At 45.3% G+C, this 15984-nt stretch carries 13 protein-coding genes; 12 read left to right on the top strand and 1 reads right to left on the bottom strand.

Annotated features, from left to right (window positions below; genetic code table 11):
* Positions 1-168: 168 nt before the first annotated feature.
* The gene (locus tag COW20_22515) at positions 169-1482 is read right to left on the bottom strand and encodes a guanylate cyclase (protein ID PIW45130.1); all 1314 of its coding nucleotides are present in this window, start codon (positions 1480-1482) and stop codon (positions 169-171) included.
* A gap of 173 nt (positions 1483-1655) precedes the next feature.
* Between COW20_22515 and COW20_22510 the strand changes: the two genes are divergently transcribed.
* From COW20_22510 to COW20_22455, 12 genes are all read left to right on the top strand, one after another.
* Positions 1656-2093: an ATP-binding protein gene (locus COW20_22510; protein PIW45137.1), complete on the top strand. Its 438-nt coding sequence runs from the start codon at positions 1656-1658 to the stop codon at positions 2091-2093.
* Positions 2094-2114: 21 nt separating this feature from the next.
* A complete protein-coding gene (locus tag COW20_22505; GenBank protein PIW45129.1) occupies positions 2115-2459 on the top strand; it encodes an anti-anti-sigma factor in 345 nt (114 codons plus the stop codon).
* Between the two features lie 9 nt (positions 2460-2468).
* Complete coding sequence (locus COW20_22500) at positions 2469-2999, top strand: hypothetical protein (protein PIW45128.1); 531 nt, start codon at positions 2469-2471, stop codon at positions 2997-2999.
* Between the two features lie 2 nt (positions 3000-3001).
* A complete protein-coding gene (locus tag COW20_22495) occupies positions 3002-4651 on the top strand; it encodes a hypothetical protein (protein PIW45127.1) in 1650 nt (549 codons plus the stop codon).
* Positions 4652-4655: 4 nt separating this feature from the next.
* Positions 4656-6689, top strand: a complete 2034-nt coding sequence (locus COW20_22490) for a DNA ligase (NAD(+)) LigA (protein PIW45126.1) — start codon at positions 4656-4658, stop codon at positions 6687-6689.
* Between the two features lie 2 nt (positions 6690-6691).
* A complete protein-coding gene (locus COW20_22485; protein PIW45125.1) occupies positions 6692-7456 on the top strand; it encodes a hypothetical protein in 765 nt (254 codons plus the stop codon).
* Between the two features lie 185 nt (positions 7457-7641).
* Positions 7642-8244 carry a hypothetical protein gene (locus COW20_22480; protein PIW45124.1) on the top strand — a complete coding sequence of 201 codons (603 nt, stop codon included), beginning with the start codon at positions 7642-7644 and terminating at the stop codon, positions 8242-8244.
* A 498-nt stretch (positions 8245-8742) separates the two neighbouring features.
* Positions 8743-10440, top strand: a complete 1698-nt coding sequence (locus tag COW20_22475; protein PIW45123.1) for a hypothetical protein — start codon at positions 8743-8745, stop codon at positions 10438-10440.
* A gap of 5 nt (positions 10441-10445) precedes the next feature.
* Positions 10446-11411: a hypothetical protein gene (locus COW20_22470; GenBank protein ID PIW45122.1), complete on the top strand. Its 966-nt coding sequence runs from the start codon at positions 10446-10448 to the stop codon at positions 11409-11411.
* Between the two features lie 346 nt (positions 11412-11757).
* Entirely contained in the window at positions 11758-14235 is a 2478-nt protein-coding gene (locus tag COW20_22465) for a histidine kinase (GenBank protein ID PIW45121.1), read from the top strand.
* 5 nt (positions 14236-14240) lie between these two features.
* On the top strand, positions 14241-14687 hold the full coding sequence (locus COW20_22460) for a chemotaxis protein CheW (protein PIW45120.1): 447 nt from the start codon (positions 14241-14243) through the stop codon (positions 14685-14687).
* 89 nt (positions 14688-14776) lie between these two features.
* Positions 14777-15970 carry a chemotaxis protein gene (locus tag COW20_22455; protein ID PIW45119.1) on the top strand — a complete coding sequence of 398 codons (1194 nt, stop codon included), beginning with the start codon at positions 14777-14779 and terminating at the stop codon, positions 15968-15970.
* The last annotated feature ends 14 nt before the right edge of the window (positions 15971-15984 follow it).

The raw sequence follows: 15984 nt of genomic DNA, 5'->3' as shown, positions 1-15984 counted from the left end.
AAAATACTCGGCGGGAGACTGCCCGGGAAGATAGCCCGTCGCCAGGGAATACCTTGAAAAAAGGCCTCCTCTTTATTGAGGAGGCTTTTTTTCGTGCTTCAATAAAGTTTTGAATATCTTTTTCTGGCGCTTAAGTAGGATAAAAAATTATGTTTGATTTGCTATGAATTATGCTTGATCTGGTATGTGTGTAGGTGCATATCCTTTTTGAAGGATAAATTGGGCCCAATGTCGATCGTTCTTGGTTGTATGGTTGATGAGCCAATCTACTAAAAAGAGATCGATTTTAAACAGAAGATAGAGTCGATCATGGCGTTCAGAATAAAGCTCTCTGCGAAGATTGAGATAGTTTTCTGTAAAACAGTGGTGTTCATAGCGATGTTCATTTAAAAAGGGATAGTTGTATTTTTCCATTAATGCCTCTTCCGTTTGGAAATGCAAATGTACATACTCCTCTAAAAAATGAAGGATTTCTTCCCAATTCGTTTTGCCTTCGTGATGAACCGTATATAAAAGTTTTGAGATTTGATTCAGTAACTGTTGATGTTGTTGGTCAATCATGGGAATTCCCAGATTGTATTCTTTTTTCCACTGAAAGTTGAATTCTAATTCTCCGGTGCCCTCAAAATGACCAGATTCTAACCAGGATTGACAGCGATTCAGGTAATAAAGTGCAATTTCATCATCTGGATAAATAGACAGACAAATCTTGAAGAAAGGGATTGCTTCTTTGATTGCCTTTAAATGGTAGTATGCTACTCCTTTTTCTAGAGATTCAAGACTGTTTTGTTTTGCTTGTATGATTTCGGGAGCTTGATGTAAAAAAACTTCGTAGACAGATTCGGGGCGAAATTTTCCTTTCACCCTTGTGCGATCAATAAAGCGAATACCGGAGCGAAATGATGCATCTAAATCGTGGAGTGTGTGTTCACTGATCAATAGGGGGACTTTATATGTTTTACAAAGCGTTTCGAGACGAGATGCCAAATTTACAGCATCACCGATAACAGTGGTTTCCATGCGTTGTTGGTTGCCCAAGGTACCTAAGATAACGATGCCCGTATTCAGACCGATCCCAATTTCAATGGTTTTCTGTTTCTTGGTCAGTTTTTTCTGATTGATTTTTTTGAGTTCTTCTAGCATTGCCAAAGAGGCCCGTAAGGCGTCGTTGGTGTCTCCTGGGAAAAGCGCGAGAATGGCATCTCCGATATATTTATCAACAAATCCGTCATTTGAGCGAATGACTGTGACCATACCGTCAAGATAACGGTTGAGAAAATCAAATGTTTCCTTGGGCCCCAGTTCTTCAGAAAGGGTGGTAAAACCACGAATATCTGAAAACATGATGGTGAGTTTTTTTTCTGTCTGATTGCCCAGTTCAATATTGCTAAAATCAGAGATATTCAATAATTCTAGAAAATCTTGAGGAACAAAACGGGAGAACGATTTCACTAAATTTTGATACAGTTCTGAGTCTGACATTTCCGAAGACCTCTTTGTGACCGTTTGAATGCTTGAAGGAGGAAGACCTTATTATACCTGAGAGTGCTCAGCTTTTTGCTAAAAGCTGAGCTATGAGTTTCGGAGCTTATACAAGTCCAGTGTATAATGTTTCTATGCATAAGCAAGCAAATAATGGCATGTCCGATCACACGATGCGTGAAGGTGACAAGAGTCCAGCTGCAATTAAAGAAATTGAGCTGACGATTCCTGTCATGCCTGATATGGAAATTACTGCAACCCATACTGCAACCTCTGTTGCTGAGTATATGAAGTTTGATCCAGATCGGATCGATGAAGTGAAAATGGCGCTGATTGAAGCCATTATTAACGCTTTTGAGCACAGTCAGAGTCGGGATGGTAAAGTTCGGATCAAGTTTTTGATCGGCGAAGACAATCTGACTGTTATTATTCAGGATCACGGCAAGGGTTTTGATATTCAGCAAATTGAAAAACCAGAAATAGCAAGTAAATTGCACGCCTCCTATAAACGGGGCTGGGGACTCATGCTGATTGAAAAACTGATGGATACTGTCTATATCGAATCCAACGAGCATGGCACCACCTTGGTGATGTCCAAAAACAGGAACTAGGTAGAACTTTCGGAGGCCAACTTGTCAGACACATTTCAATTAATTGTCGAAGAGCGTGATACATACGCGATTCTCCGTACAGAAGGTTATGTAAATAATCTTGGAGGAGAAAAAATTGGTGAAGCAGCAGACGCCCTGATTGAAAAAGGGATTAAAAGACTGATCTTGAATTTTGAAAAGTCAAACGTGGTCAATAGTATTGGGATTTCAATCCTGATTGAAGTGATTGAAAAAATCGTGGATGTGGATGGTCGGATTTGTTTTTGCTTTCTTACCAAAACGATAGCCAAAACCTTCAATATTATGGGACTTACGCAATACGCCGAGATTTATGATACAGAAGACGAAGCCATGGCAGCTCTTTAAGCGGAATTTATGGATAATAATCAGAATCCACCGAATAAACCGCCTTTTCCCCGGCAAGGCCCCCCTCCCCAGCCTGGACGTCCTCCTCAGCGCACGGGGCAGACTGGCCGTTTGCCGAACTTAGGTAAACCTGTGCCTCCGCCTGGCACATCTCCTTCCCGTTCGTCTTTGGAAAGCACGGACAGCGTGCAGGTCAGTGGGCAGGCTGGCCCTGTCCGCAAAGAGCCTCCTCCTGTGGTTGCTCCGCGCAAACTTGAAGATCCATTTTTGTCTCCGGGTGCATCCAGCGTAGCCAAACTCGAAGATGGTGCACGGATTGTGCGTTATCCCCATCCTCAAAAATTGGGTAAATTGGTGAAAGATGCCAAGGCCATTATGGGAGGAGACAGTTCCCGTTTTTTTGGACAAGGTGAACAGGGCTGGGTGATTGGCAATGGTATTGCCAAGATCGCACGTGATGGCACCTCTGTTACCTATTACCCCGATGAATTGGCTGATCTTGTCAAAGATTTGTTGGGACCCGATTCTGAGACCATCTGATTATGCCTACTGAAAATAAACAACAAAACCCCCTTGATTTTGGTAAATTGACCCTCGATAATTTTCTTCAGGAATTTGATCGGGTTGAAGTAGAGCGTTTGCTTTATACGCTTTCCTCTCTTTACGATATTGGCGAAGAAGTGACTTCCAGTGAAGCGCCGGATATTCGCGTTTCGATGGGCAATCTATTGCGCATGTTGATGGGGACGGTGCTGTGTACCAAAGCAGCGGTCTTATCCTATGCCAAATACAAATATGCGATGCAGTCGATTGTTGCCAAGGGTATGGACGCCAATTTTTATCTGCGTCTCGACCCTAAAGAATTGGCGCGTTGGGTGGAGCTGCGGCAACCTTTGGCGATGGCAGAAGTCGAAACTGAATTGCCGGCCTTTTATAAAGCCCATCAAGAGCTTTTAACCCGTTTTCAGGTTCAGATGATTGTGCCTTTGGTGGTGAAAGAGAACCTGGTAGGGTGTCTTTTGCTGGGGGATAAGCTCGATAAATCGACCTATTCAGGTACGGATCAAATCCTCTTGGCCATGATTGCCCGCCAGGTCAGCATGGATATTTATAAATTTTCCTTGATGGAAGATCTGAAACAGACCTCCGATAAATTGCGCAAGCAAAAGGCTGAATTGGTAGAGGCCAATTTGGGTGTTCAAAAAATGAGCGAAATCAGCATGCGCTTTATTTCAATCCTGGATGAAAACAAACTGTTTCAATCGATTCTCGATGAGATGCTTTCTTCAACCTCGGCCACGAAGGGCGTGATCTTTAAGGTGGATTATGGGCGCGATGCGCTGACCATGATCTGCTGTAAAAACACCGAACCTTTTTCGCAGCGCGATCTCTTACCCTATCGTTCCGTTGAAGCTTTGACCCGTACGATTGAATCGGGTGAGCCGCATATCTGCATGGTAGAAGGGGGGCGAATCTGGCAGGTTGAAGCGCGCTATGCGCTGTTTGTTCCGATTCACAATAAAAGTCGCGAAGGCGAAAATGCCCTGGTTTCTTATGTCATGGCCGTTTTTGACAAAGAAAAACGGGGTGGGGGCGTACTGACTTTCAATGAGCGCGATGAGGCCATTCTGGTTTCGTTTGCCAATTACGCCTCGATCTTGATTGAAAACGTGCGCAACTATGAGCTGGCCACCAAAGACAGCATGACCCATCTCTATGTCCGTCGTTTCTTTGATCAGCGTATGTTGGAACAGATCGAAAAAGCCAACCAGCTCAACAAGGTCTTTTCGCTTTTGATCATGGATATTGATAAGTTTAAACATGTCAACGATACCTTTGGGCACCCCATTGGCGATCAGGTGATTAAACTGGTGGCTGCGACGATTCAGCGCAATATTCGCACTGAAGTAGATATCCCTGCGCGCTATGGGGGTGAAGAATTTACCATTCTCATGCCGGAAGCGGATACAGAAAGAGCCATGATGGTGGCTGAGCGCATACGCCAGGCGGTTGAGGCCACTGATGTCAGTCATCTGGTCACTGGACGCAATATTACAGTCAGTATTGGGATTGCCACCTATCCAGAACACGGCAACAATCCCAAGCAATTGATGGAAGCCTCAGACGTTGCGCTTTACCGTTCAAAAACGGGGGGGCGCAATCGGGTTTCAGTCTTTGAGGATGAAGCCTGAGCCCATGAGCGGAGAGTCACTGATTACTGCAAGTACTCAGATTGAGCAATTGCGTGCTGAGTTGCAGTATCATAATTACCGCTATTATGTTTTGGATCAGCCTGAAATTGCAGATACAGCCTATGACCGACTCTACCGTCGGCTGGTAGAGATCGAGCAGGCACATCCTGAACTGATCACCCCTGATTCTCCGACCCAGCGGGTAGGAGCCAAGATTTCTGGGAAATTTGCACCTGTAACACATGCTGTGCCCCTCTTCAGTTTGGACAATGCCTTTAACCGCGAAGAACTGGATGAGTTTCATGCCCGTGTCTTGAAGCTCTCAGGGCGTGAGCAGGTGGAATATGCGGTCGAACTCAAGATCGATGGCCTCGCGATCTCGTTGACCTATGCAGCAGGGCTTTTTCAGTTGGGGGCCACCCGAGGAGATGGCAGTGTGGGTGAAGATGTCAGTGCCAATTTGCGCACGATTCGTTCTCTGCCCCTGCGCTTGATTCCCAATGCTCAGGGCGCTGTTCCTCAGTGGCTCAACCCCTGTGGTGAGGTTTATCTTTCCAAAGCAGCCTTTGCGCAGTTAAATCATGAACAGATGGCCAAAGGCCAGAAACTTTTTGCCAATCCCCGCAATGCGGCAGCAGGCTCTTTGCGCCAACAGGATCCAGCCATTACAGCGGCCCGTAAACTGGATTTGTTTATTTATGCCGGCAGTGTTTCTGAAGAGGTAAGCTTGCCTACCCACTCGGCGATGCTGGCTTATTTTCGTGAACTGGGTTTTCCTACCAGCCCCTATGTGCAAATCTGTCAATCGATGGAGGCTGTCTGGGATATTTGCCAGAAGTGGGGGCAAGAAGGGCCGGAATTGCCCTTTGCAATTGATGGTGTGGTGATTAAGGTCAATGATTTGGCTTTGCAGAAAGAGTTGGGGTTTACCTCTAAATTTCCCCGTTGGGCGATTGCCTATAAATTTCCTGCGGAACAGGCTTTGAGCCGCATTCAAAATATAACCCTACAAGTGGGGCGCACAGGAGCTGTCACGCCAGTGGCTGAACTTGAACCTGTTTTTCTGGCGGGTTCACTGGTTTCGCGCGCCACTTTGCATAATCAGGAAGAAATCCGTCGCAAGGACATCATGATCGGCGATGTGGTGGTGATTCAAAAAGCGGGTGAAATTATTCCCGAGGTGGTACGTTCGCTTTCTGAAAAGCGTACCGGACAGGAGCGTCTGTTCGAATACCCTGCGGTTTGCCCGAAATGTTCGCAATTGCTGTATCCCGATGCCAATGGCCCGATCATTCGCTGTCTCAACGAAACCTGCCCAGGGCGTTTAAAAGGTGCGCTTCAGCATTTTGTTTCACGCAATGCGATGGATATTGAAGGCCTGGGAGAAGCTTTGGCGGAACAATTGGTGGAACAGGGGCTGGTTAAAGATTTTGCCGATCTCTTTGCCTTGAGCTATGAGCAGATCGTCAATTTAGAGCGTATGGGGCCAAAGTCTACCGAAAATCTGCTTCAGCAATTGCAGGAGCGCCGCTTGAATGTGCCGCTTGAGCGTTTTTTGTTTGCTTTGGGGATTCGCCATGTGGGCAAAGAGGCCTCGCAGTTATTGGTTGAGCATTTCGGCAGCCTGGAAGCACTGCAATTGGCAGATCAGGAAGCGATTCAAGCGATTCATGGAATTGGCCCTCAAATTGCCGAAAGTGTGGTGCAATTTTTTCAGAGCCCAAGCACCGTACTTTTATTGCAAAAATTAGACGGTTTGGGCTTTTGCTTTAGCTTGCCTGAATCCAGGCCAAGAGAGGGCTTGCCCCTTTCTGGCAAGAGCTTTGTTTTGACAGGTACCCTTTCCTCCATGGGACGATCTGAAGCTGCAGAATGGATCGAAAAACAGGGGGGGAGTGTCAAAGGCACTATAAGTAGTAAAATAGATTATGTTATTGTAGGAGACAAAGCTGGTAGCAAATTAGACAAGGCCCTTAAATTGGGTTTAAATGTTCTTGATGAAGCTGCATTTCTCGAATTTATGCGAGGTACCCCTTAGAAATGGAAAGTTTGCAAAGTTTATTGGGCGTGAGCCTGGGGCTGAAAAGCATGACCCTTTATGCTTCTTTGGCTCTTTATGCGGTCTGTATTGTTTATGCGCTGGCCCTGTTGGTCGTACCCCGTATGGGAGGCAATCAAGGGTTTGGGGGCAGCAGTTTTCTTAAGAAAAAACCCGGACAATTCAATTTTGACGATATCTTGGCTTTGAGCGCAGAATCTGATGCTTTTGAAATGGTGCAGGAGCCCTATACTTCTGAATATATGGCGGATCTCTGCCTGCAGGTGGCCGCTCATTTTGAAATGAGCAGCGAAGATCTCGATTCTTTGAAAGTCGCGGCACTTCTTCACGATATTGGCGAAATGGACAATTATGATTTTGTACAGGAAGAACGTGGCCTGCGTCCCGATGAGTGGCGTGTTTTGGAAGAACATCCTTTGCATGGCTATCGTTTTATTCTCGAGAATCTGGGGCCAGAATTTGAAAATGCAGCCAAATGGGTGCGCTGGTCGCATGAACGTTGGGATGGCACAGGTTATCCTGATGGTTTGGTCGGCGAGCAAATCCCGATTCCGGCCCGTATTTTGGCCGTGGTGGATGCCTATTGCGCCATGAGCCAGGATCGTCCTTACCGTGCGGCTTTGAGTCCTGAGCAGATCGTGGATGAACTCAACCGTTATGCTGGCATTCGCTATGATCCTCAGATCGTTCAAATGTTTGGGGTTCCTGGCCAGGAAGAACAAACCACTGCCTTGGAAGTGATTTAGGTCGTTTCGCTTAAAAATGGCTGGATCCAGCTGGATCCGATTGATTAAAGGAGTCTTGAAAAAAGGCTCCTTTAATCTTTTTTTAACTAAACTTAAATTCTTGATAACTTCTAGAGCGCAGGGATTTAACCTCAAGGCTCTATAATCAAAGCAGTAGAGTAATAATTTCAAAGGAAACAGGAACAATGGTACAGGCAGTTGGCGGAACCTCTTCTCCTTATGGTTATGTTCCTGTTCAGGGCGCCACGGCAGTGGCTTCCACAAATACCTATACCGCCAATCCTTATCAAACAGATGCCTATTCTGGCAATTATTACGCTACGCAAAGCATGGCTGCTCAAGGTGGGATTTCTGCGATAGTTTCAGATCCCTCAGCGGCCAGCCGTATGAGCTTGTTTTTAATCAATACCCCCGATCGTTTGCTGAAAGTGGGCGCAGGTTTAGGTGTTGTCGGCCGTTTCTTTGTCAATATGCTTTCTGGCAGTGTGCCCCTGTTTACTTCTTCTGCTCAGCAGGCCCAGGTCAAACAGAATGTTTTTGGCTGGATCAGTTCTGCCGATTTGCTGCGGGTAGGCGCGACTCCCAATCAAACCCGTCTTTTACAGGATGTGGGTCTTTGGAATGTTCAAGACTTGACCTTGTATGTCAATCCCGCTGACCAGGCTGTGCTGTCTCAACGTTTGGCGGGAGCCGCCGCAGCCCGAGGTTTGATGGCAGAAGCACCGAATGCGGGTATAGTAGGTGCTTGGGTTCAAGCAGCTATTCAATTGCCGAAATACAGCTTTTAAGTTTATTCTCATTTGTAAGAGGGGTTGATTTATCAACCCCTCTTTGTCGTTTTTTGAATAGCGAAAGAACTTATATACATATACCTCTATGCCTATTTTAAAGGGTAAATACCTTTCTTCTGTGTGTATAAAAAATAAATCAAAAGGTATTAATATTAAAGAATTTTTGTTTTGTAGGGGATGGTTAGACCTTGAATTAATACATTACAAAATTAATATGTCATTTTTGTGATAAAAAAAGATAATAATTACTCTTTAATTTAACCTTTGGGGGGCTTGAAAAAAACAGAAATCAAGCCTTATGATTCTCTACTAGAAGATTTGTGAATTTGTTACATTTTTTTTCAATTTATTAGTTTCAATTATTAACTTTAATAAAGTTTTCATTGATTGCGAAGTGTAATCAACGGAGCAGGTTTTCTCTGCCTCTGTGTAGAGAAAACCTGCTATTCGTATTTTCAGGGCAAGACTTGAAGTATAAGGGCATGAAATGAGGGAGTGCATGTGGCCACACAAAATGAAAATGATTCGGTTTTAAATATTCAGACAAGTTCTCAGTCAGGTTGGAAAATTCCTGCGCTGATCGTTGCCATGGGGCTTTTTTCGCTCTTGATGCTGTTTATTATTAATCGATCAAACGCGGATATCTTCAGGTACAAAATGCCGATAGCACGTTTAATGGAACATTCTCAATTGCATATTACCCAGGCACATTTGTGGTTTGAGGAGTATATGGCGGGAGACACCACCATTGATTTGCAAAAAGAAATTACCAGCCATATCGACAGCGTAAATCAATTGTTGGTGATGGCAGGGCAGAAGGGGGGGGCTTCACCTGTGGGTTATCTGCATAGCGTAGAAGAGCCCGCCTTGCGTGAAGGTCTCAAAAAAATGTCGGCGCAGCTTGCAAAATGGAAACAGATTATTCAGCAACGTGTTGAAAGCAAAGGCAAGGGGCAGGCCGGTGGGGATCTGGATACCTTGTTTGATGGTGTTTTCAACGATTTCATTGCCGAAGCCGATCGGCTTAACAAAGATTTACAAAGTCAGATTTCAGCCAAAGAAAAACAAATTGATCTAATTTTGATTGTTGCGAATCTTTTGATTATTGTGGTGTTTTCGATTGTGGCCTGGATGGTTTACCGCTTTCAAAAACAAATGCAAGCACAGCGGGCGCAGGAAGAAGCACAAAAACTCCTGGCCCATCAGCAGGAAAAAGAGCGGGAGGCAGAGCTTTACCGTCAAAAATTGGAGTATGAAGCAAATTTGCGCAAACAGGAACAAGAGCAACAGGCTCAACTTTTGCAGCAACGTTTGGAAAATGAAACCTCGCAGCAACAGCAGGCCCAACAGGCTTATCTGCAAAAACAACAACAGATCCTCTTTGCCAATCTGCAAGAAAACCTTGAAATTCTGGCGCAATCTACCCAGATGTTGGATACGGTTTGTAACAGGGTCAATCAGAATGCGGCTTCTACGGCTGATAAATCTCAGGTCGTGGCCAGTTCTTCAAACCAGATTGGTGAGCATATTCATATTGTGGCAGCAAATTCAGAGGAAATGAGCATTGGTGTTCAGGAAATCGCCCGCAATGCTACAACCTCTGCCACTGAAGTTCAGGCCGCCCACAAGGTTTTAAAGCGCACCCAGCAGATGGGTGAGCAGTTAGGGGCCAGCAGTGCTGAAATTGGTCAGATGTTGAATCTGATTAATAATATTGCGACCCAGACCAACTTATTGGCATTGAATGCCACCATTGAAGCGGCCCGAGCGGGTGAAAAAGGCAAAGGTTTTGCGGTTGTCGCCAATGAGGTCAAGGAATTGGCGCGTGAATCGGCCAAAGCCAGTCAATTTATTACGCAAAAGTCAGATGGCATTCAAAAAGAAGTAGACGAAATGATTGAACAGATCAAGCGTGTCAGCCAGACCTTTGAGCAGGTTATGGAAATGTCGGGGCATATAGCCGCAGCGACAGAAGAGCATTCTGCTGCAACCAAGGATATCAACCGATCCATGGCGCAGGCTTCACAGTCGGTACACGAGATTACCAAAAACATTTCAACGCTTGCAGATAATGCGCAGGAGACCTCTGAAAGTACGCAGGAAATTCGTCGGGTCAATGGCCAGATATCCAATGTCTCTGAGAGTTTACAGGCACTATTGGCCCAGTTTACCCAACTCAAACTGGAGGTTTAAGCGCCATGAAAAAACGTGTATTTCAATTGTTTCTGGCTTTTACACTTGGTTTTCATGCGCTGGCTTCTGCTCAGGAAATGCAGGTACCAGAGGAACCCTCTTCCCGTTTGGATTTAGAAACAGAGCCTGTTCTGGATAAGAGTGCCTATCATCTCTTTCATCCTGTTCCGGCTGCTGCGATGAGACCTTTAAGCACTGATCGCCCCGATAAAACAGAAAGCGCTTATACCGTAGATGCTGGGCATTTCCAGTTTGAGGGGGATTTGCTGACCCTGATTCTCAGCCAAGAGGGTGAAGACAGCAGTTCTGAGCTTTTAATTGCCCCGACCAATCTCAAGTTGGGTCTTTTGAATAATTTGGATTTACATCTGATTATTTTGCCTTTGAATTGGAATCGCTTGACCCGTACGGTGGATGCCAAGCCGACAACGGCCGATATCTGGAGCTTTGGCGATATGCTGGTGCGCCTGAAATACAATCTTTGGGGCAATGATGGCGGAGATACAGCGCTCTCGGTCATGCCTTTTGTGAAATTACCCACCAGTACCTATACCACCATTCATAATCTGGTCGAAGGGGGAGTCGTTTTTCCTTTTGCCTGGGATTGGGGAGCGGGGTGGGGTATGGGGGCGCAATTGCAAATGGATCTTGCCAGTAATCAGGAAGCCTTGAGCCCTCACCCCGAACTGGATGCCCGCCATGGAGATCAGGAACAGAATGCACCTGGTTATCACCCCGAATTTAGTTTTGCGATGACCATTGGCCATGACTTTACCGATGAACTTGCGGCTTTTGTTGAACTCTTTGCAGGGGTCAGCAGCTTAATGCCCACAGAGCCGATCGCAACGTTTGATGCGGGGGTTACCTATTCCCCTTTTCCAAACACCCAGTGGGATATGGGCTTTTATCTGGGCTTGACGTCTAACGCGCCTCGGTTTAATCCTTTTTTAGGATTGTCTCAACGCTTTTAGCGCGTTTGTTCTTCTAGAGTTGATATTCCTGTGACAAAATTAAAGCCTCTGTGTTGAATGCTTGATTGAGCAGATCTTTTGAATAAATGGTTTCTGATGCTTCTCGTCAGAAATCCTTGCTGAATAGGAAGTAAAACCTTTGAAATTGACTGATTATGCCTTTTGCAGATTCCTTTCCTGCTGCTGTATAATGACGTAAAAGTAAGACCTAAGTTCTTTTTTAGCGGCTTGACAAATATATGTCATTTTAATAACAATTGTCACAAATGTTAACTTAAAACTTTTTTAGGCTGTTTTGTTCCTCATATTTTATGAATTTTGGTTTTTGAGAGGGAGAGTCGAACTTATGGATGAGGTTCTTGCCGCTTTTTTGGGTGAATGTCATGAAAATCTTGAGAAATTAGACAATGAGCTTGTTTTGCTTGAAAAAGATCCTCGGAGTTCTTTGGTTCAACAGAGTTTAGCCAAAATATTTCGTACGGTTCATACGATTAAGGGCAGTTGTGGTTGGTTGGGTTTGGCCAAATTGGAATCGGTTGTACATGACGGTGAAGATTTGCTGGTTGCCTTGCGTGAAGAAAAAATTCCCCTGACCACTGAAATTGTCAGTACTCTCTTGGAAATGTTTGATGCCATTCGAGAGATCTTGAACGTGATTGGTGAAACAGAGCAGGAAGGGGACAAGGATTATTCTCTTCTGATTCAGAAATTAAAACGTTTACAGACTCCTGCAATGCCTCCTGGAGATGAACCTGTTCCTGTGCCGGAACCTAAAAAAATGGCTGCCAAGGCCAAGAAAAAATCAGCGACAAAAGAAGCCATTGTTCAGATCACTACAGAATCATCTGCTGAAACTGAAGAGATAGATGCAATTGAGCCTCCGCAACAAACAGATTCAGAAACCGAGGCCTTAACGCTCAAGCTGCTGACTGAGGTTTTAGAGTCTCCGACCCCCAAAATTGAAACCTTAAAGGCCTCTAAAGACACTCTGGAACAGGTTTCTGAGCCAGTAAAAAAAACTTCTACACCCCCGAAAGCCGAACCCAAGGAAATGCCTTTGGCTGAAGCCAAAACCCAGAATCTGGCGATGGAAAGTATCCGTGTTGATGTGCGCCTGCTCGATAAATTGATGAACTTGGTGGGCGAATTGGTTTTGGCCCGCAATCAAATGCTTCAGTTCAGTTCTCACAAAGAAGACAATGCTTTTAATGCGACCTCTCAGCGTTTAAATCTGATTACCACTGAATTGCAGGAGGGGGTCATGAAAACCCGAATGCAGATGATTGGCACCATATGGAATAAATATCCGCGTCTGGTGCGCGATCTGGCCTTGGATTGTGGTAAGCAGGTCATGCTTGAAATGGAAGGCAAAGAAACAGAACTGGATCGTACCTTGATCGAAGCGATTAAAGATCCCCTGACCCATATTGTCAGAAACGCCATTGATCATGGCCTTGAAACCCCAGAACAACGCTTGGCCGCAGGAAAGCCTGCAACAGGTAAACTGCTTTTAAAAGCCTATCACGAAGGTGGGCAAGTGATTATCAGCATCAGCGACGATGGGCGAGGGCTAGACCCGGAAAAAATCCGGGAACGCGCCTTGGAAAAAGGCTTGATTACAGCCAGTGAGGCAGCCCAAATCAGTGAACGTGCTTTGCTTAATCTGATTTTTTTACCCGGTTTTTCGACCGCTGAAAAAGTGACCCATGTTTCTGGCCGAGGCGTGGGCATGGATGTGGTTAAAAACAATATCGAAGAAGTTGGCGGTATGGTGGATCTGTTCAGTGAGGTAGGCAAAGGCAGTACCTTCAAAATTAAGATTCCGCTGACTCTGGCGATTATTCCAGCCTTGATGGTGAGCTGCCAAGGTGAGCGTTTTGCCATTCCCCAGATGAATTTGATTGAATTGGTCAGTTTGGAGGGCGAAGAAGCTACCAAAGGCGTTGAAATGATTTATAATTCTCCCGTTTACCGTTTGCGGGGACAGCTTTTACCGCTTGTTTATCTCAATCAGGAATTGGGTTTGGGCGGTTCCTTTAATGAATTACTGGAGCGCTTGGCCCATGCTGATGAAAATTTTCATCTCAATATTGTGGTTTTGCAGGCCGACGAGCAGCATTTTGGTTTGATTGTCGATGAAATCAACGATACTGAAGAGATTGTGGTCAAGGCATTGGGTAAGCAACTGAAATCGATCAGCGTTTATGCGGGGGCAACGATTCTGGGAGATGGAAAAGTCGCTCTGATTATTGATGTAATGGGTTTTGCTCAGCGTGTTAAGGTGATCTCTGAGGCCCAGCAACGCCGCATGAAGGAAGCTTTAGATGAGCAGAACAAAGGAACTGGTAAACGTCAGAGCCTGCTTCTGTTTCAAGCCGTGGATCGACGGAAGATGGTTCTGCCGCTTTCTCATGTGGCCCGACTTGAAGAATTTGATCGGAAAAAGGTGGAGTATTCAGGGGATTTGAAAGTCATTCAATACCGCAAACAAATCCTGCCCCTGATTTACCTTTCTGAAGTTTTGCCACGCAGTCAACGCGTTGATTTGCCAGAAACTTTTGTGGATGATGAACCCTTGCACGTGGTGGTTTGCACTTCCAATGGTCGGCAGGCCGGTTTGGTGGTTGAACATATTTTAGATATTATCGAAACAGATGACGATTTAGAAATTCAACAAAGTATCCGACGCGAAGGGGTACTGGGCTCGATTATCTTACAGGACTCTGTTACAGAAATCCTGGATTTCCGCAGTATTATTTTGAAACAAATGCCTGCATTCTTTGAGGAGCATACTTCCTCAGCGCAACTTGTTAGTCTGAGGTAAACAAGATGAACAGTCGGCAATTTTGTACATTTTTTCTGGATGGATTATTTTTTGGTGTAGATGTATTGAAAGTACAGGAGGTCATTCGTTTTCAAGAAATGACACGTGTGCCTTTGGCAAATAATGTGGTAAGAGGGTTGATCAATCTGCGGGGTCAAATTGTCACCGCAATTGATTTGCGTCGACGCCTGGGTTTAGTAGAACGTGAAATAGGGCAATCCTTTATGAACGTGATTATACATACCAGCGATGCGCCCGTCAGTTTATTGGTAGATGAAATTGGTGATGTGCTTGAAATTGAAGATGATTTGTTTGAAGCCCCCCCTCATCATTTGCAGGCGGGTTTGAAAAGTTTGGTGAGCGGCGTCTATAAATTGGAAGATCATTTGCTATTGATTTTGAATACAGAAAAAACAGTGGAATTGGATTCGTTCTCGCTGGCTGGAAAGTAAATACCAGCCAAGCCTTTCAAGAGCGAAAAACGGAAATATTATTTTGAACTGTGATTATGAGCGAACAATGAGGGAGTTTGAGTAGAAGCATGACAGAAGTAATTGCCTTACAGGATAAAGTTGCCTATTTGCAATCGATTCTCGATGCAATCGGAAAATCACAAGCAATTGCAGAATTTGAAATGGATGGTACTTTGATTGCAGCCAACCCGATGTTTTTAAATTTAATGGGTTATGAATTGAGTGAGGTTCAAGGCCAGCATCACAATTTGTTTCTGAATGAACAAGAGAAGTCTGCCGAGGAATACTCCCATTTCTGGCACGCATTGAATCGCGGTGAGTTTCAGGCCGGGGAATTTAAGCACTTAAACAAAAATGGAACAGAAGTTTGGCTTCAGGCTTCTTATAATCCGCTTTTGGACGCGCAGGGGAAACCCTTAAAGGTGATCCAATTCGCCATGGACGTCAGTGAACAAAAGTCGGTTTTACGTACTGTGGCCAAAAATGCGCGCCATCTCTCCGATGCCTCAGAGGAACTTACTTCGGTCAGTCAACACATGAGCAGCAATGCTGAGGAAACCTCAAGTCAATCCAATGTGGTTTCAGCTGCAGCAGAGCAGGTCAATCGCAATATTGAAGTGGTGACCACGGGTGCTGAAGAAATGACCTTCAGCATTAAAGAAATTGCGCTGAATGCCCATGAAGCTGCAAAAGTTGCGGCCAATGCCGTGAAGATGGCTGCAGAAACCAATCAGCTGATCAGCCGCTTGGGCGATAGCAGTGCTGAAATTGGCAAAGTGATTCGCGTGATTACCTCGATTGCGCAGCAAACCAAATTGCTGGCGCTGAATGCCACAATTGAAGCCGCGCGGGCAGGTGAAGCAGGTAAAGGCTTTGCGGTAGTAGCCAATGAGGTCAAAGAATTGGCCAAAGAAACAGCGACTGCGACTGAAGATATCAGCGGCAAGATTGAGGCCATTCAAACAGATACTGTGGGGGCGGTCAAAGCGATAGCCGATATTCAAACCATTATCAATACAGTTAATGATATTCAAAACACAATTGCAAGTGCGGTTGAGGAACAGGCGGCCACGACCAGCGAAATCAGCCGCAATGTGACTGAAGCAGCCAAAGGCAGCCATGAAATTGCCCGAAATATTGCTGGTGTGGCTGAGGCTGCACGCAGTACGTCTGCAGGAGCGGGTGAAGCCCAGCGCGCAGCCTCGGCCTTGCGGCGCATGGCTGTATCCTTGCAGGAATTGGTCCAGAAATTTAAGTTTTAAAAAAGGAAAAACTT

This window comes from bacterium (Candidatus Blackallbacteria) CG13_big_fil_rev_8_21_14_2_50_49_14 (genome assembly GCA_002783405.1).
GTDB lineage: Bacteria > Cyanobacteriota > Sericytochromatia > UBA7694 > UBA7694.
The sequence above is the reverse complement of the archived record's forward strand: the minus strand, read 5'-3'. Positions and strand labels throughout refer to the sequence as shown.